At 66.0% G+C, this 17,401-nt stretch carries 13 protein-coding genes; 2 read left to right on the forward strand and 11 right to left on the reverse strand.

The genetic code is table 11. The features are described from left to right. Positions 1–127 precede the first annotated feature (127 nt). From pcaG to pcaF, 4 genes are all read right to left on the reverse strand, one after another. A complete protein-coding gene (gene pcaG / locus XI08_RS45460) occupies positions 128–730 on the reverse strand; it encodes a protocatechuate 3,4-dioxygenase subunit alpha (protein WP_271579430.1) in 603 nt (200 codons plus the stop codon). Beyond that, a complete protein-coding gene (gene pcaH / locus XI08_RS45465; RefSeq protein ID WP_027542156.1) occupies positions 731–1,432 on the reverse strand; it encodes a protocatechuate 3,4-dioxygenase subunit beta in 702 nt (233 codons plus the stop codon). 127 nt (positions 1,433–1,559) lie between these two features. Further along, positions 1,560–2,453 (reverse strand): dioxygenase family protein, encoded by an 894-nt coding sequence (locus XI08_RS45470; protein WP_271579431.1) that lies wholly within the window; start codon positions 2,451–2,453, stop codon positions 1,560–1,562. Between the two features lie 117 nt (positions 2,454–2,570). Beyond that, positions 2,571–3,779 carry a 3-oxoadipyl-CoA thiolase gene (gene pcaF, locus XI08_RS45475; protein ID WP_271579432.1) on the reverse strand — a complete coding sequence of 403 codons (1,209 nt, stop codon included), beginning with the start codon at positions 3,777–3,779 and terminating at the stop codon, positions 2,571–2,573. Between the two features lie 216 nt (positions 3,780–3,995). Here pcaF and mutS point away from each other — a divergent pair, with 216 nt between their 5' ends. Next, positions 3,996–6,734 (forward strand): DNA mismatch repair protein MutS, encoded by a 2,739-nt coding sequence (mutS, locus tag XI08_RS45480; RefSeq protein WP_271579433.1) that lies wholly within the window; start codon positions 3,996–3,998, stop codon positions 6,732–6,734. A gap of 200 nt (positions 6,735–6,934) precedes the next feature. Here mutS and XI08_RS45485 read toward each other — a convergent pair whose 3' ends face one another. From XI08_RS45485 to XI08_RS45515, 7 genes are all read right to left on the reverse strand, one after another. Further along, the gene (locus tag XI08_RS45485; protein WP_271579434.1) at positions 6,935–8,611 is read right to left on the reverse strand and encodes a methyl-accepting chemotaxis protein; all 1,677 of its coding nucleotides are present in this window, start codon (positions 8,609–8,611) and stop codon (positions 6,935–6,937) included. Between the two features lie 456 nt (positions 8,612–9,067). Continuing rightward, positions 9,068–9,781 (reverse strand): GrlR family regulatory protein, encoded by a 714-nt coding sequence (locus tag XI08_RS45490; RefSeq protein WP_333929687.1) that lies wholly within the window; start codon positions 9,779–9,781, stop codon positions 9,068–9,070. A 122-nt stretch (positions 9,782–9,903) separates the two neighbouring features. After that, positions 9,904–10,701 carry a hypothetical protein gene (locus XI08_RS45495; RefSeq protein ID WP_271579436.1) on the reverse strand — a complete coding sequence of 266 codons (798 nt, stop codon included), beginning with the start codon at positions 10,699–10,701 and terminating at the stop codon, positions 9,904–9,906. Positions 10,702–10,869: 168 nt separating this feature from the next. Further along, a complete protein-coding gene (locus XI08_RS45500; protein WP_271579437.1) occupies positions 10,870–11,379 on the reverse strand; it encodes an OsmC family protein in 510 nt (169 codons plus the stop codon). A 55-nt stretch (positions 11,380–11,434) separates the two neighbouring features. Next, on the reverse strand, positions 11,435–12,220 hold the full coding sequence (locus XI08_RS45505; protein WP_271579438.1) for an ABC transporter ATP-binding protein: 786 nt from the start codon (positions 12,218–12,220) through the stop codon (positions 11,435–11,437). A 4-nt stretch (positions 12,221–12,224) separates the two neighbouring features. Then, positions 12,225–13,070 (reverse strand): ABC transporter permease, encoded by an 846-nt coding sequence (locus tag XI08_RS45510; protein WP_271579501.1) that lies wholly within the window; start codon positions 13,068–13,070, stop codon positions 12,225–12,227. A 239-nt stretch (positions 13,071–13,309) separates the two neighbouring features. Further along, positions 13,310–14,281, reverse strand: a complete 972-nt coding sequence (locus tag XI08_RS45515) for an aliphatic sulfonate ABC transporter substrate-binding protein (protein ID WP_271579439.1) — start codon at positions 14,279–14,281, stop codon at positions 13,310–13,312. Between the two features lie 188 nt (positions 14,282–14,469). Here XI08_RS45515 and XI08_RS45520 point away from each other — a divergent pair, with 188 nt between their 5' ends. Then, positions 14,470–17,259 carry a [protein-PII] uridylyltransferase gene (locus XI08_RS45520; RefSeq protein ID WP_271579440.1) on the forward strand — a complete coding sequence of 930 codons (2,790 nt, stop codon included), beginning with the start codon at positions 14,470–14,472 and terminating at the stop codon, positions 17,257–17,259. Positions 17,260–17,401 lie beyond the last annotated feature (142 nt).

Here is a 17,401-nt window from a genome sequence, read left to right on the forward strand (position 1 = left end):
GAGACCGACTCACGGCGCGAAGAGAGCGAAGTGAAACGACTCAGGCCCGATGCAGCGCAGCAGCCAGCTCGGTTGCGCTGGATGAGAAACGCGTGCCGGCTGTCGATATCGCCGGCACGCTTTCGCTTCAGACGTCGAAAAACACCGTCTCGTCGTCGCCCTGCAAACGCAGGTCGAGGCGATAGACCGCCTTCCCCGCCTCGCGCGTCGCAATCAGCGTGGCGCGGCGATCGGCCGGCACCAGCGCCAGCACGGGATCGGCGGCATTGCCGGCCTCGTCGCTGAAATAGATCCGGGTGTAGAGATGCCGCAGCATGCCGCGGCCGAACACCGCAAGGAGGATATGCGGCGCCTGCGGCTTGCCGTCGGGATCGGGCACCACGCCCGGCTTGACGGTGTCGAAGGCATAATTGCCGTCCTTGTCGGTGCCGCAGCGGGCGAAGCCGCGGAAGCTGGCATTCGGCAGCGCGCGCTTGTCCTGCGGGTCGGCGAAGCGCCCTTGGGCATCCGCCTGCCAGATCTCCAGCATGCAATCCGGCACGGCGACGCCGTCGCCGTCGAACACGCGGCCCTCGATGCGGACACGATCGCCCGTGACGTCGGGCGTCAGCGTCGAGTTGGTGAACGCGTCGTTCCACGCATAGTCACCGGTCGGCGTCAGCCCGTATTTGAAGAACGGACCGACCGTCTGCGATGGCGTGATCCCGTTGTCCTTCACGTTGTCCTGCACTTAATGGTTCTCCATTGGCGTGGCGTTCTTGCCGCGCAGCACGATGTTGAAGCGGTAGCACAGCGCCCATTCGGGCTGGGTGTTCTCGAGATCGAACGACGAGACCATCCGCGCGCGCGCCTTCTCGTCCGGCACCGAATTGAAGATCGGATCGAACGGGAACAGCGGATCGGCCGGGAAGTACATCTGCGTCACCAGACGCGTGACGAAGGAATGACCGAACACCGAGAGATGGATGTGCGCGGGACGCCAGGCGTTATGGTGATTGCCCCACGGATAGGCGCCGGGCTTGATGGTGACGAAGCGGTAGTAGCCGGCGGCATCGCTCTGGGTGCGGCCTGCGCCGGTGAAGTTCGGATCCAGCGGCGCCGGATGCTGGTCGCGGACATGGACGTAGCGGCCGCAGGAATTGGCCTGCCAGATCTCGACCAGAGAGTTCGGCACGCCGCGGCCGTCCTCGTCGAGCACATGGCCGTGCACGATGATGCGCTCGCCGATCGGCTCGCCGCTGTGCTGGGTGGTGAGATCGTTGTCGCCCTCGCGCACGGTTTCGTGGCCGTAGACCGGGCCGGTCAATTCCGACAGCGTGTGGCGCATCGGGATCAAGGGCTTGTTCGGGGCACGCTTGACCGAGCTTTTATACTCGGGCGACAGCGGCAGCGGATGCGCCTTGTTGCTGTCGACGGGATAGATGAATGTCATTGGCGAACTCCTCCCCGGCCATTTTAGTCCGGCCGGTCAACGCTTCCGCCAATCATTATAGGATATAACTAATTGTTGGAAGCGAGTTTAGCAGCCTCTCTGGGCCGGCGCATGGCACAGACGCGCCCTATTTGATCGGCGGACGCGGCAGCACGGCTTCACCGGCCTCGAGCCGGTAGGTGTGGTCGAGCGAATACCAGGGCGTCGCGACGTCGGGCGCGGCCGGATGCGGCGTATCGTGGCGCAGGAACTTGCCGATCAGCGCCTGCGTCACCCCGAACTGCACGTCGCTGTCAATATGCGGGTCGGCGGGGTCGTAGACCTGCGAGATCAGCACCTTGAATCCGGGCTTGAAGATCAGGGCGTGCAGATGCGCGGGGCGATAGGGGTGCCGGCTCTGCGCTTTCAGCAGGCGGCCGACCACACCATTGGTCGGAATCGGATAGCCCACCATCATCACCGAACGGAAGGCGAAGCGTCCCTCCTGGTCGGTCGTGAACTTGCCGCGCAGGTTCATGTCCGCCTGCTCGGGGTCCTGGTTCTCGTAGAGGCCGACCGGCGAGGCGTGCCAGACATCGACCTCCGCGCCCGCGAGGGGACGGTCGTCCTTGTCCACGACGCGGCCGCTGACGAACAGCGGCGCACCCGGGGTCTCGGAGCGGACGATCGATCCGCCATTCTCGACCCGCGGCGAATTCAACCGCCAGAACGGTCCGAGCAGCGACTGGTCGGTTTCCGTATTGCCCTGATCGCCATTGTTGAGCAGGCACACCAGCGGCGAGACGCCGAGCGAGCCCGCCATCAGCACGACTTCGTTATGCGTGTCGGTCGTCAGCTTGCCGAGCTCGGCCACGATCGCGGTGGCGTCGCGGAATTCCGCCTCGGTCAGGCTGATATCGCGCACGAATGCGTGCAAGTGCTTGACCAGTGAGACCATGATCTGGCGAAGCCGCGGATCGGACGTCCGCTCCATCACCGCCAATGCCGCGGCCGTGACGTCCTGCTCGCGCTCGATGATCATGGCGCCATCCTTCTCCCTGTCATTCCGGGGCAGCCCGTAGGGCCGAACCCGGAATCTCGAGATCCCGGGTTCAGCCCTTTCGGGCTGCCCCGGGATGACGGTCCACTGCGTGGACCGTCAATTCAGCTTCTCGATCGCCACGGCAACGCCCTGACCGACGCCGACGCACATGGTGGCGAGCGCGAGCTTGCCGCCGCGCTTCTCCATGCCGTGCACGGCGGTGAGCGCCAGGCGCGCGCCGCTCATGCCGAGGGGATGGCCGAGCGCGATGGCGCCGCCATGCGGATTGACGAAATCGGCATCGTCGGCAACGCCGAGCTGGCGCATGCAGGCGATGCCCTGCGAGGCGAAGGCCTCGTTGAGCTCGATCAGGTCGAAATCGCTGATCTTCTTGCCGAGCCGCTCCATCAGTTTGCGGGTCGCCGGCACGGGACCAATGCCCATGATACGCGGCGGCACGCCTGCCGAGGCAAGGCCGAGGATGCGGGCGCGCGGCGTCAGGCCGTGCTTCTTCACGGCGGCTTCGGAGGCCAGGATCATCGCGGCGGCACCGTCATTGACGCCGGAGGCGTTGCCGGCGGTCACCGTACCGGGATTGCGCACGATCGGCTTCAGCTTGGCGAGGCCCTCCAGCGTGGTCTCGGGACGCGGATGCTCGTCCTTGTCGACCGTGATCGGACCGACCTTGCCGCCGGGAATGGTGATCGGCGTGATCTCTTCGGCGAAATAGCCGGCTGCGATCGCGGCGCCCGCGCGCTGCTGCGAGCGGATGGCGAAGGCGTCCTGGTCGGCGCGCGAGACCTGGAATTCCTCGGCGACGTTCTCGCCGGTCTCAGGCATCGCATCGACGCCGTACTGCGCCTTCAGCAGCGGATTGATGAAACGCCAGCCGATGGTGGTGTCGAAGATCTCGGCCGAGCGCGAGAAAGCTTCCGGCGCCTTGCCCATCACGAACGGCGCGCGGGTCATGGATTCAACACCGCCGGCAATCGCAAGCTCGATCTCGCCGGAGCGGATGGCGCGGCCGGCCGCACCGACCGCATCGAGGCCGGAGGCGCAGAGCCGGTTCAGGGTCTGGCCGGGAACCGAGTCCGGGAGGCCTGCGAGCAGCAGCGCCATGCGCGCGACATTGCGGTTGTCCTCGCCGGCCTGGTTGGCGCAGCCGAAGAAGACTTCGTCCACCTGTGCCCAATCGAGATTGGGATGCTTGGCCATCAGCGCCTTGATCGGGGCCGCAGCGAGGTCGTCGGCGCGCACCTTGGCGAGCGAGCCGCCGAAACGGCCGATCGGGGTCCGCACGGCATCGCAGATAAAGACGTCACGCATCGTTGTTCTCCCTGAATGCCGCGATCCGGCCCAAATTCTTCAATGTCGGCGGAGTTTTAGGAGGGCGCCCGCGGCAGGTCAATTGACTGATACGCGCGTGTTCCGAGGGACGTGCACGCCTGCCACGCATGCCGCAGTGCGGACAACGTGGAAAACCCGCCCTCCCCGGCCAAAGCGATAGGAGCGCGGGACGAAATTTTGTAGGTTGCGCCGCCCATGACAATGCAACAGCCCATTCCCGCGCCAGACCCTGAACCCACGCCCGCGCCGCAGGCGGAAGCTGCCGCGCGGGTCACGCCGATGATGGAACAGTACCTTGAAATAAAGGCGGCGCATCAGGGCCTGCTGCTGTTCTACCGGATGGGCGACTTCTACGAGCTGTTCTTCGAGGACGCCGAGATCGCCTCCAAGACGCTCGGCATCGTGCTGACCAAGCGCGGCAAGCACCAGGGCGCGGACATCCCGATGTGCGGCGTGCCGGTCGAGCGCTCCGAGGATTATCTTCACCGCCTGATCTCGGCCGGCCACCGGGTCGCAGTCTGTGAGCAGACCGAGGATCCCGCCGCCGCGAAAGCGCGCGGCAACAAGAGCGTGGTGCGCCGCGGCGTAGTGCGGCTGGTGACGCCGGGCACGCTGACCGAGGACACGCTGCTCGATGCGCGCGCCAACAATTACCTGCTGGCGATCGCGCGCGCCCGCTCGTCTTCCGGAGGCGATCGCTTCGGGCTTGCCTGGATCGACATCTCGACCGCCGAATTCATGGTGACGGAATGTTCGGGCGGCGAGCTCGCCGCGACGCTGGCGCGGATCAATCCGAACGAGGCGATCGTCACCGACGCGCTCTACAACGACAACGAGCTCGGGCAGACCTTGCGCGAACTGCCGGCGGTGACACCGCTGACCCGCGACGTCTTCGACGGCGCCACCGCCGAGAAGCGACTGTGCGACTATTTTGCGGTCGCGACCATGGATGGGCTCGCGCAGCTGACCCGGCTCGAAGCCACCGCCGCGGCCGCCGCCGTCACCTATGTCGACCGCACCCAGGTCGGCAAGCACCCGCCGCTGTCGCCGCCCGCACGCGAAGCCTCGGGCGCGACCATGGCCATCGATCCCGCCACGCGCGCCAATCTCGAGCTGACGCGGACGCTCGCCGGCGAGCGCCGCGGCTCGCTGCTGGACGCGATCGACTGCACCGTGACCTCGGCGGGGTCGCGCCTGCTGGCGCAGCGTCTGGCGGCGCCGCTGACGGACGCGCCGGCGATCGCGCGGCGGCTCGATGCGGTCGGCGCCTTCGTTGCCGATTCGGCCGCGCGCGAAGACATCCGCAGCATCCTGCGCGGCGCGCCCGACATGTCGCGGGCGCTGGCCCGTCTCTCGGTCGGCCGCGGCGGACCGCGCGATCTCGCTGGCCTGCGCGATGGCATCATCGCCGCCGACCAGGTGCTGGCGCGGCTCGGCGAACTCGACCAGCCGCCGCAGGAGATCGCGGCGGTGATGGCGGCCTTGACGCGACCATCGCGCGAGCTCGCGGCCGAGTTTGCGACGGCGCTCGACGAGCAACTGCCGCTGATCAAGCGCGACGGCGGCTTCGTTCGCCAGGGTTACGAGCCTGCCCTCGACGAAGCACGAAACCTGCGCGACGCCTCGCGCCTCGTGGTGGCCTCGATGCAGGCGCGCTACGCCGACGACACTGGCGTCAAGGGCCTGAAGATCCGCCACAACAACGTGCTCGGCTATTTCGTCGAGGTGACCGCGCAGCACGGCGACAAGCTGATGTCGGCGCCGCTCAACGCCACCTTCATCCATCGCCAGACACTGGCGGGCCAGGTGCGCTTCACCACCTCCGAGCTCGGCGAGATCGAAGCCAAGATCGCCAATGCCGGCGACCGCGCGCTCGGGCTCGAGCTCGAGATTTTCGAGCGGCTCTGCGCCAAGGCACTCGATATCAGCGACGACTTGCGCGCCGCCGCGCAGGGTTTCGCGCTGCTCGACGTTGCAACGTCGCTGGCGAAGCTCGCCGTCGACGAGAACTATGTGCGGCCGGAGGTGGATTCGTCGCTCGGTTTCGCCATCGAGGCCGGCCGCCATCCGGTTGTGGAACAGGCGCTCAAGCGCAACGGCGAGCCGTTCATCGCCAATGCCTGCGACCTGTCGCCGGGACCTGCGCAAAAGTCCGGCCAGCTCTGGCTGCTCACCGGTCCCAACATGGCCGGCAAGTCGACCTTCCTGCGCCAGAACGCGCTGATCGCGCTGCTCGCGCAGATCGGCAGCTTCGTGCCGGCCACGCGCGCCCGCATCGGCATCACCGACCGCCTGTTCTCGCGCGTCGGCGCCGCCGACGATCTCGCCCGCGGCCGCTCCACCTTCATGGTGGAGATGGTCGAGACGGCTGCGATCCTCAACCAGGCCGGCGAGCGCGCGCTCGTGATCCTCGACGAGATCGGCCGTGGCACCGCGACCTTCGACGGCCTCTCGATCGCCTGGGCCGCGATCGAGCATCTGCACGAGAGCAACCGCTGCCGCACGCTGTTCGCAACGCATTATCATGAGCTGACCGCGCTCTCGGCAAAACTGCCGCGGATGTTCAACGCCACGGTGCGGGTGAAGGAATGGCAGGGCAACGTCGTGTTCCTGCACGAAGTGCTGCCGGGCTCGGCCGACCGCTCCTACGGCATCCAGGTCGCGAAGCTCGCAGGCCTGCCGCCGGCCGTGATCACGCGCGCCAAATCGGTGCTTGCCAAGCTCGAAGCCCAGGACCGCGGCCAGACCGCCCGCGCCCTCGCCGATGATCTGCCGCTGTTCGCCGTGCCCTCACGCGCCGCCGCGGAAGCCGCGCCGCCGAGCGAGGCGGAGCGGCTGATGGACGCGGTGAAGGCGCTGCATCCGGACGAGATGTCGCCACGCGAGGCGCTGGATGCGCTCTATGCGCTGAAGGCCAAGCTGCCGAAGCAGTGACGGCGCCGTAGGGTGGGTTAGCCGAAGGCGTAACCCACCGCTTCTGTCACCGCAGCCATAGCCCGGATGAGCGAAGCGATATCCGGGACACCTGATCCCGCATGTCGCTTCGCTCATGCGGGCTACGATACTTTTGCCGCAGCGAGAAAAGCTGGTGGGTTACGCTGCGCTAACCCACTCTACGCATCCGAACGTTTGGCCTACGCCCGCGCCGCGATCGCCGCCGCTTCCGCCGCGGCACGCTGCATGCTGGTCGACATCTCGTTCGTGACCGTGCTCTGCTCCTCGACGGCCGCGGCGGTCGATGTCACGTATTCGCTGACATTGTTGATCGCCTGCTTGATCGAGCCGAGCGCGCTGACGACGTCGCCGGAGATGCCGTTGAGACTGCCGATCTCCTGGCCGATCTTGTCGGTCGCCTGCTTGGCCTGGTTGGCGAGGCTCTTCACCTCGGAGGCGACCACGGCAAAGCCGCGGCCGGCTTCGCCGGCGCGGGCGGATTCGATCGTTGCGTTGAGCGCGAGCAGGTTGATCTGCCCGGTGATGCTGTTGATCATCTCGACGATGCCACTCATCGCCTGCGCGGCCTCGGTGAGGCGCTGAGCCTGGGCGTCGGCGGCCGCGACCTGATCCACCGCGCTCAACGCGGTTTCGCGCGACTTGGTCATCGCCTCGGAAATTTCCCGCACCGAGGCGTTGAGTTCCTCGGAACCGGCGGCGACCGACTCCATCATGCCGCGAACGCGCTCGTTGCCCATGCGGACGAGCACCTGCCGCGTGGTGTCGGTGGCATATTTCACGACCTTGAACGGCTTGCCGTTGAGATCGAGGATCGGGTTGTAGGACGCCTGGATATAGACCTCCTTGCCACCCTTGCCGATGCGCTTGTACTCCGCCGCCTGGTACTGGCCGCGGTTGAGCGCGGCCCAGAACTCGCGATAGGCCGCGCCGTCGCGCTCCGACGGGTCGACGAACATGCTGTGATGCTTGCCCTTGATCTCGGCGAGCGAATAGCCGAGCGCGCCGAGGAAGTTGGCGTTGGCGGTGATGATGGTGCCGTCCATGTTGAACTCGATCACCGCCTGCGCCTTGTCGATCGCCGCGATCTGACCGGCGAGATCGGCGTTCTTCAGCTTCTCCGCGGTGACGTCGGTCGCGAACTTGACGACGCCGAACGGCTTGCCGTTCTCGTCGAGCAGGGGATTGTAGGAGGCGAGGATCCAGACCTCGCGGCCGCCCTTGCCGATGCGCTTGAACTCGCCGGCCTGGTATTCGCCGCGGTTGAGCTTGGCCCAGAATTCGCGATAGGCGCCGCCGTCACGCTCGGACTGAGCCACGAACAGGCTGTGGTGCTTGCCCTCGATCTCGGCCAGCGAATAGCCGAGCGCCTTGCAGAAATTCTCGTTGGCCGTGACGACGGTGCCGTCGAGCTTGAACTCGATCACGGCCTGGGCGCGGCTGATGGCGGACACCTTGGAGGCTTCCGTCATGGCGCGAATCTTCTTGGCGGTGATGTCGGTCGCGATCTTGACGACCTTCACCGGCTTGCCGTCGCCGCCGAGCACGGGGTTGTACGACGCCTCAATCCAGATCTCGCGGCCGCCCTTTGCGATCCGCTTGAACTCGGTCGCCTGGAACTGGCCGCTATTCAGCGCGGCCCAGAACGCCTTGTAGGCGGCGCTATCGCGCTGATGGGCCGGCACGAACATCGAGTGGTGCTTGCCCTTGATCTCCTCCAGCCCATAACCCAGCGCTTTCAGGAAGTTTTCATTCGCGGTGAGAATGGTGCCGTCCATCGCGAACTCGATCACCGCCTGCGAACGGCTGATGGCGTCGAGCTGCGCCTGGGCATTGCCTTGGGGATTACGACCAAACATCAAAACATCTCCAGAATGGATCGCATGGTGCCGCAGCGCAGCACGCCTCAGACAGGCGAGCCGACGCTCTCGGACAGACCGGGCGTTCGAGTATGACTAGCTGTGAACTATGTGGGTCCGTTCACGCGTACAGGGGACCCACTTCGATGCCGATTTCCGCCCAAACGCGGAAGCGACAGCCGACAAGTATCTTTACGGTGAATGCACCAAATTTAGATTAATGCACCTATCGAAATCGGGCAGCCCATCTCAGAAGAAATACGGAGTACTGGAGCCGAGAATGGCCGGCGGAAGGAGCGGAGAAACGCGAATTAGCAACGATCGAATCGATACTTAGCAACGTCGCGACATGACGGGATGCGGTCCCGCGCCCGCATTTCCGCGAGACTACTGTCCAGGATGCTGACCCATCAACGCAACGCCTTCCGTCGCCCGTTCCACCACAGCTCGCGGCCGTCAGCGGTCCGCTTTGGCAAACGGCTCGATCAGCTTCAACGTAGCGGCGATGCGGATGCTGCGCTTGCCGGCGAGCGCGGTCGCTTCCATTTCGGCGCCCTTGTCATCGCAGTGGCCGGAGAAGCCGATGCCCACCTCGTAGCCACCGAACAAGGGATGCTCGCTCTTCGCCGGCGTGTGTTCCTGATTGACGAATTCGCCTTTCCAGCGACCGTTCGCCGAAGAATAGGCACCGAGATAATAGAAGAAGGCATCGCCGCCGAGGATGCGGCCGTAGCGCAGCAACATCACGCCGGTATGGCCACCGGCAATTCCATCCAGCATCCGGATGTCGATCGAATAGAGTCCGCTGACGATGCCGCCCTCGCCGACCGCACCGGGCGGGGGAACGTCATCCTCACCGAGCGGCGTCATCACGGCGCGAAACACCGAGGCGTCCTCGACCACTTCTCCCTCGAAGCGGCAGAGCTTGCCCTCCTGTCGACCGCGAATGCTGATTGTGACGGCGTCGGAACTGACCAGCGACCTGTGCTGCAGCGACCGGCTGTGGCGCTTCGTCCGGAGCCTGGCGACGATTTCGCCGTCCACAATCTCGTAGGTGCCGAAGTGGGCGAAGGCCGTGTTGCCGCCAAGCATTTTCCCGGCATGGGCGTACAGAACGCTGCGGCCGGAGCCGTCGTTGATATCGTATACGACCTTGTACAATCCCTCCATCACACGCCCCGATCTTGCTCTGTTGCCAGCTTAGCGGGTCTGCCAGCCCCGGTAACTATCTATCCTGACGCAGGGCTGAGGTCCAAAGCGTAGCGTACCTCGCCTTACGAAGCGCGGGGCGGCTAATGCACCGCCCTCTTCCGTCGCCCCATCCGCCACAGCGTCAGGTTCCAGCCGATGCAGGTGGCGAGTGCGCAACTCAAGCCAATCGCCGAGCCGAACTGCGTGACGGCGACATTCAGCACCGCGACCGCCATGCCGAATCCGAGCAGGCCCCAGGCGGAGTTGGCGAGCACGGCAGCGGTCGGCGGACCGCCGATGCGTGGATGCAGGATCAGCATGATGCTGGAGAACACCACCGGATACAGCGCGATGATACCGCTGATGCGGGGGCCGACCCAGCCCGACGTCGAAACCACGATGGCGACGAGGATCGCGACCAGCGCGGCACGCATGGGGACGTCGTACCAGCGCCGTGTCACCAGCGGCATCTTCGCGTGGCGATAGCCTGCAAGCAGCGGAATGCAGATGCCGAATGCGATCAGATTGGCGGCAAGCCCGGCGGTGAGCGACCAGTCGAACTGGCGGATGATCGAGGCCAGCACGATCCACACCGCGACGGCGCTGCCGCAACTCACCGCGAGATTGTGCCGCTGCGACAGCACGACATAGGTGAGGCACATGAAGATGGTCGCCGCATTCACCGGCAGGCTCGCCAGCGCGCCCTGCGCGATGAAGCCGGCGTCATGGTCGATGGCAAGAAAGACGTAGGACGGACCGGCCGAGACCGGCAGGGTCGCGATCAGTGCGCCGATCACGGGACCCGATCGCTCGGTGATGATCGAGGCCGTCACGACGAACGCCGCCGCGATCGCCATGCGCAGGAGGAGGAAGAGGATGAAGTGGAGGTCGGGGGACATTCTGTCTGTCATTCCGGGGCGCGCGAAGCGCGAGCCCGGAATCCATAACCACAGGCCGTAGTGGTTTAAGAGCTGGAGCAACGACCGTCCGAAATCACGACGGCCTGGGGTTATGGGTTCCCGCCTACGCGGGAACGACACCATCTGTGGAGTAGCGGCTTTCGCTACTCACATCCGCTGCATCGACACCGACACCTTCGGGCCGTTCTTGATGGTCTGGTAGACCACGCAATAGCGCTCGGTGAGCTTGAGCAGGAGATCGAGCTTGTCCTGCGGCGCCGGCGTGTCGACCTCGAAGCGGAGACGGATCTCGGCGAAGCCGACCGGCGTCTCCTTGTCGACGCCGAGCGTGCCGCGGAAATCGAGATCGCCCTCGGCATAGACGTTGCCGGTCTTGAGCGGCACCTCGATCGCGGTCGCGACCGATTTCAGCGTGACGCCGGCGCAGGCGACCAGCGCCTCGAGCAGCATGTCGCCGGAGCAGAGTTCGAGGCCGGAGCCGTCGGTGGCCGGATGCAGGCCGGCAAGCGCGATGGCGCGGCCGGTCTCGACCTTGCAGGCGATGCCATCGCTGTCGGTCGAGCCCTTCGCCTTCAACGTGATCAGCGCGGTCTTGGGATCGGTCTTGTAGCGTTCCTTGATCGGGGCCTGCATCTGGCGCAGTTGGGCAGCGTCCATCTTCGTTCTCTCCCGGAAAAATCGCCTCTCGATGTACCGGCTTGGGGAGAGATTGTCACCACCACATGGCCTGGCCGGGACCCAGGGTTGCGTCACGGTCGGGCACGCTGCGGTCGAGCGAACGGTCGAGTGACGTCAGCACACTTCGCTTGAAGTTCTCGAACAGCGGCGAATTGCGGTCGCGCGGCCGCCCGAGATTGATCTCGATCTGGTCGAACAAGCGCCCTGGCCGCGGCCGCATCACCAGCACGCGATCTGCCAGCACCACGGCCTCGTCGACGTCATGTGTGACGAGGATCAAGGTCGGGCGCGTGTCGGCCCAGAGGTCGAGCAGATGATCCTGGAGATCCCTGCGGGTGAAGGCGTCGAGCGCGGAGAACGGCTCGTCGAGCAAGAGCACCTCAGGCTGCGGCACCAGCGCGCGGGCGATCGCGACGCGCTGCGCCTGCCCGCCGGAGAGCTCGCGCGGCCAGGCCTGTGCCTTGTCGGCGAGCCCGACGCGCTCGAGCGCGCGCGCCACCTTCTCGCGCCGCTCGGCCGCGGGCAGATCGGCGAGGCCAAAGCCGATATTGTCGGCGACGCTGAGCCACGGCAAAAGCCGCGGCTCCTGGAAGATGATGCCGATCTTGGCATGGGGCGAACTGATCGCCTCGTCGTCGAGCGTTACCGTGCCGGAGCTGGCGCGGTCGAGGCCGGCGATGGCGCGCAGCAGCGTGGACTTGCCGCAGCCGGAGCCGCCGATGATGGCGACGATCTCGCCCTGCCTGATCTCGGCGGAGAAGCGCGCCAGCGCCTCGACGCCGTTGGGATAGGTCTTGCCGACCCGGTCGAGCGCCAGCATCGCGTTATGCCCCCCCGGCGCGCCCGAAGGCGTCCTGCCAGCGCAGGAAGGGCGCGGACCCGACCTCGATCAGCCAGTCCGTGAGCTTGCCGAGGATGGCGAAGATCACGATCGCGGCGAGGATCTGCGCAGGCTTGCCGAGCTGCTGGCCGTCGAGCAGGAGATAGCCGAGCCCTTCGGAGGCGCCGATCAATTCGGCCGCCACCACGAACATCCAGCCGAGACCGAGGCCGACGCGCAAGGAGACGACATAGGCCGGCAGCACCGCGGGCAGCAGGATGCGGCGGATCATCGCCGGTCCGGACAAGCGGAAGGTGCGGCCGACCTCGACGATCTTGCGATCGACCGAGAGGATCGCGCCCATGACGCCGAGATAGACCGGGAAGAACACGCCGACCGCGATCAACGCGACCTTCGAGGTCTCGAAGATGCCGAGCCAGAGGATGAACAGCGGCACCCAGGCCAGCGAGGGTATCGCGCGCAGCGCCTGCACGGTCGGATCGAGCAGCCGGCGCGCCAGCGACCAATAGCCTGAGATCGCCCCGAGCAGCGTGCCCGCGACGACGCCGAACGCGAAGCCGAGGCCGACGCGCCACAGCGTCGCGGCGATGTGACGGACGAGTTCGCCGGAGCGGGCGAGATCGGCGATGGTGACAAAGACGCGCGAGGGCGGCGGCACCAGCCGGCCGTTGGACCAGCCAGACCACACCACGAGCTCCCAGCCGAGCGCGAGCGCAAGCGGCAACAGCACACCCAGCACCGGCCGCGCGTAACGCGCGACGCGCGAGGGCGCGGCGGCGCTCTCGGCCGTATCAGAGGATCGTTGCAAGACAGGCGCGTCGGAGATCATGGCCGGTAGGAAGCGCGTCTGGTCAGGGAATGCAAGGGCGTGCGGCATTCTAGGCTGTCGTCCCGGACAAGCGCAGCGAAGCGGAGCGCCGATCCGGGATCCATAACCACAGGGAGGTGTGGTTACGGTGACTCGGAGTTACCGCCTTTGCCACAAACCACTCCCTGTGGTTATGGGTCCCGGCCTTCGCCGGGACGACAGCTGAGTATGTTGCTTGCGCATGCCCTCTCCGCGCCAAACTAATTCGTCGGCAGCGGGACCTGGTCGTCGATCAGCGCATCCAACGTCGCCTTCACGTCGACCTTGGCGTCGACGACTCCCGCCTGCTGCAACGCCAGGCCCGCGGCGAGGATCGACTCGCGCTGGGGCGCGCCGATGCGGCTATGCGTCAGCTCGGTGCGTTCCTTGAGCTGCTTGTCGACGACGGCCTCGGGAAGCTTGGTCACGGCGATGAAGGTCTTCTTGAGATCGTCGTAGTTCGCCAGCGAATATTTGCGCGCCTCTTCGTAAGTTGCGAGCACGCGGCGGGCGATGTCCGGATAGTCCTTCAGGAACTGCTCGCGCACATTGAGGATGCCCCAGGTGTTGGCGTCGGCCTTGCGATAGAACAGCTTGGCGCCCTCCTCCACCTCGGCCTGCGCCATCATCGGATCGAGCCCGGCCCAGGCATCGACATCGCCGCGGATCAGCGCGGTCTTGCCGTCGGCGTGCTGGAGCAGCACCGGCGTGATGTCCTTTTCGGTGAGGCCGGCACCAAGCAGCGCGCGCACCAGGAAGATGTGCGGATCGGTGCCGCGCGTCACCGCGACGCGCTTGCCCTTGAGATCCGCAACGCTCGCGATCCTGGACTCCTTGCCCGTGACCAGCGCGGTCCATTCGGGACGCGAATAGACGTAGATCGACTTGATCGGGTTGCCGTTCATCTTCGCCACCAGCGCCGCCGAGCCCGCGGTCGAGCCGAAATCGATCGAGCCGGCATTAAGGAATTCGAGCGCCTTGTTGGAGCCGGCCGACTGCACCCAGGTGATGGTGATGCCGTCCTTGGCGAACTCCTTCTCCAGCAGCCCCTTCTGCTTCAGGACCAGCGACACCGGGTTGTAGGTCGCCCAGTCGATGCGGATTTCCTTGAGCGGATCGGCCGCCCGCGCGGCGGGGGTCATGGCGAGCGCCATTGCTCCCGCCAACAGAATGCGTCGTGTCACCTTGGTCATGCCCGGCCTCCTCAAAAACTTCATTGTTTTTCAATGAGTTATATCTAGAGGTCAACGAGAAAATCCCACCCCTGAAGGCGGGTCGCCCGAGAACAACTTTGCCCGCTGCCGGGCTTTTCAAGCATGGAACGACTATTGCCAGCGAATGGCGGGTGACAGCGCCTGTCACCTCTTATATCCGGTGAGGCATGGACAGCGTCGCGACACAGCACAAGCAAGAGGTGGACGATCGCTTCGACACCGCGCGGATCACCGCCGCGGTCGATGCGCTTGCCGAAAAGCACCACGGACGCGAGGACGCGTTCCGCACCGCCATGGCGCAACTGCTCAAGGCCGAGCTGATCGCGTCGCGCGCCGCCGCACAGGCGATCCTTCTGAAGGACCGCCATGGCCGTCGCTGCGCCGAGCGGCTGTGCCATGTGCAGGACGAGATCATCCGCATCCTCTATTCGGCGGCGACCCGCCATCTTTACCGATCGCCGATCCCGAGCGGCGCCGAGCGCATGGCGGTGGTGGCGACCGGCGGCTATGGCCGCGGCCTGATGGCACCGGAATCGGACATCGATCTGCTCTTCATCCTGCCCTACAAGCAGACGGCCTGGGGCGAGCAGGTCGCCGAGGCGATCCTCTATTGCCTCTGGGACATGGGGCTGAAGGTCGGACACGCCACGCGCTCGGTCGACGAATCGATCCGGCAGGCGCGCGGCGACATGACGATCCGCACCGCGATCCTGGAGACGCGCTTCCTGACCGGCGACCAGCCGCTCTATGACGAGCTGGTCGAACGCTTCGACAAGGAAGTGGTGCAGGGCACCGCGTCCGAATTCGTCACCGCAAAGCTCGCCGAGCGCGAGGAGCGGCACCGCCGCGGCGGCCAGTCGCGCTACCTGGTCGAACCCAACGTCAAGGACGGCAAGGGCGCCTTGCGCGACCTGCACACGCTGTTCTGGATCGCCAAATACGTCTACCGCGTCCGCGATACCGACGAGCTGGTCGAGCGCGGCGTGTTCGACGCGCAGGAATATCGCAGCTTCCGCCGCTGCGCCGATTTCCTCTGGTCGGTGCGCTGCAATCTGCATTTCTACTGCGGCCGCGCCGAGGAGCGCCTCTCCTTCGACCTCCAGCGCGAGATCGCGATCCGGCTCGGCTACACCTCGCATCCCGGCATGCAGGACGTCGAGCGGTTCATGAAGCACTACTTCCTGGTCGCCAAGGAAGTCGGCAATCTCACCGCCATTCTCTGCGCCAAGCTCGAGGACCAGCAGGCCAAGCCCGCGCCGGTCTTGAGCCGGATGATGGCGCGGCTGCGCCCGACCCCGGCCAAGCGACGCGTTCCCGACAGCGACGACTTCATCGTCGACAACAACCGCATCAACGTCGCCGCGCCCGACGTCTTCAAGCACGATCCGGTCAACCTGATCCGCATCTTCCGCCTGGCGCAGAAGAACAACCTCGCCTTCCACCCGGATGCGATGCGCGACGTGACGCGTTCGCTCGGCCTGATCAACGCGCAGCTTCGCGAGAACCCCGAAGCCAACCGGCTGTTCATGGAGATCCTGACCTCCGACAACGCGGAGATCGTGCTGCGGCGCATGAACGAGACCGGCGTGCTCGGCCATTTCATCCGCGCCTTCGGCAAGATCGTCTCGATGATGCAGTTCAACATGTATCATCACTACACCGTCGACGAGCATTTGATCCGCTGCATCGGCTTCCTCCAGGACATCGAGCGGGGCGGCATCGAGGAGTTCGCGCTGGCGAGCGACCTGATGCGCAAGTCCCGGCCCGAGCACCGCTCCGTGATCTACATCGCCACGCTCTTGCACGACGTCGCCAAGGGCCGGCCGGAGGATCACTCGATCGCCGGCGCCAAGGTCGCGCGGCGGCTGTGCCCGCGGCTCGGCTTCAGCGCGGCCGACACCGAGCTCGTAGCCTGGCTGATCGAGGAGCATCTGACCATGTCCACGGTCGCGCAGTCGCGCGACCTGTCGGACCGCAAGACCATCGAGAATTTCGCCGCCGTGGTGCAGTCGGTCGAGCAGATGAAGCTGCTGACGATCCTCACCACCGCCGACATCCGCGGCGTCGGTCCCGGCGTCTGGAACGGCTGGAAGGCGCAGCTGTTGCGCTCGCTTTATTATGAGACCGAGCCGGTGCTGACCGGCGGCTTCTCGGAGGTCGATCGGGGAAAACGCCTCGTGGCCGCACATGCCGAATTCCGCATGGCCTTCGCCGAATGGCCGGCGGACGAGCTCGATGCCTATATCGCCCGGCACTACCCGGCCTACTGGCTCAAGGTCGAGCTGCCGCGCAAGATCCGCCACGCCCGCTTCGTCCGCTCCAGCGAGCAGGCCGGCCACAAGCTCGCGATCAATGTCGGCTTCGACGAAGTGCGCGGCGTCACCGAGCTGACCATCTTCGCCGCCGACCATCCCTGGCTGCTGTCGATCATCGCGGGCGCCTGCGCCTCCGCCGGCGCCAACATCGTCGACGCCCAGATCTACACCACGACCGACGGCCGCGCGCTCGACACGATCTCGATCTCCCGGGAATACGACCGCGACGAGGACGAGGGACGGCGCGCCACCCGGATCGGCGAGATGATCGAGGACGTGCTCGAAGGCAAGCTGCGGCTGCCCGAGGTGGTGGCGCGGCGCACCGTGCGCAGCAAGGCGCGGCCCTTCGTGATCGAGCCGGAAGTGACCATCAACAACCAGTGGTCCGACCGCTACACCGTGATCGAGGTGTCCGGTCTCGACCGGCCCGGCCTGCTCTACGAGCTCACCACCGCGATCTCGAAGCTCAACCTCAACATCGCCTCCGCCCACGTCGCGACCTTCGGCGAGCGCGCGCGCGACGTGTTCTACGTCACCGACCTGCTCGGCGCGCAGATCAACGCACCGACCCGCCAGTCCGCGATCAAGAGCGCGCTGACCCATGTGATGGCCGGCGACAAGGCGGTTCAGCCGGCGGCGTGAGGTCGGTCGCGCGCCCCTCTCTCCCCTCGTCATTCCCGGGCGCGCATAGCGCGAACCCGGAATCCATTCATCCGCGGAGTCGGTGGCGCGATAGATTCCGGGCTCGCCGCTGCGCGGCGCCCCGGAATGACGAGGAGAGAGA

The organism is Bradyrhizobium sp. CCBAU 11361, assembly GCF_028128935.1.
In the GTDB taxonomy this organism is placed as follows: domain Bacteria; phylum Pseudomonadota; class Alphaproteobacteria; order Rhizobiales; family Xanthobacteraceae; genus Bradyrhizobium; species Bradyrhizobium niftali.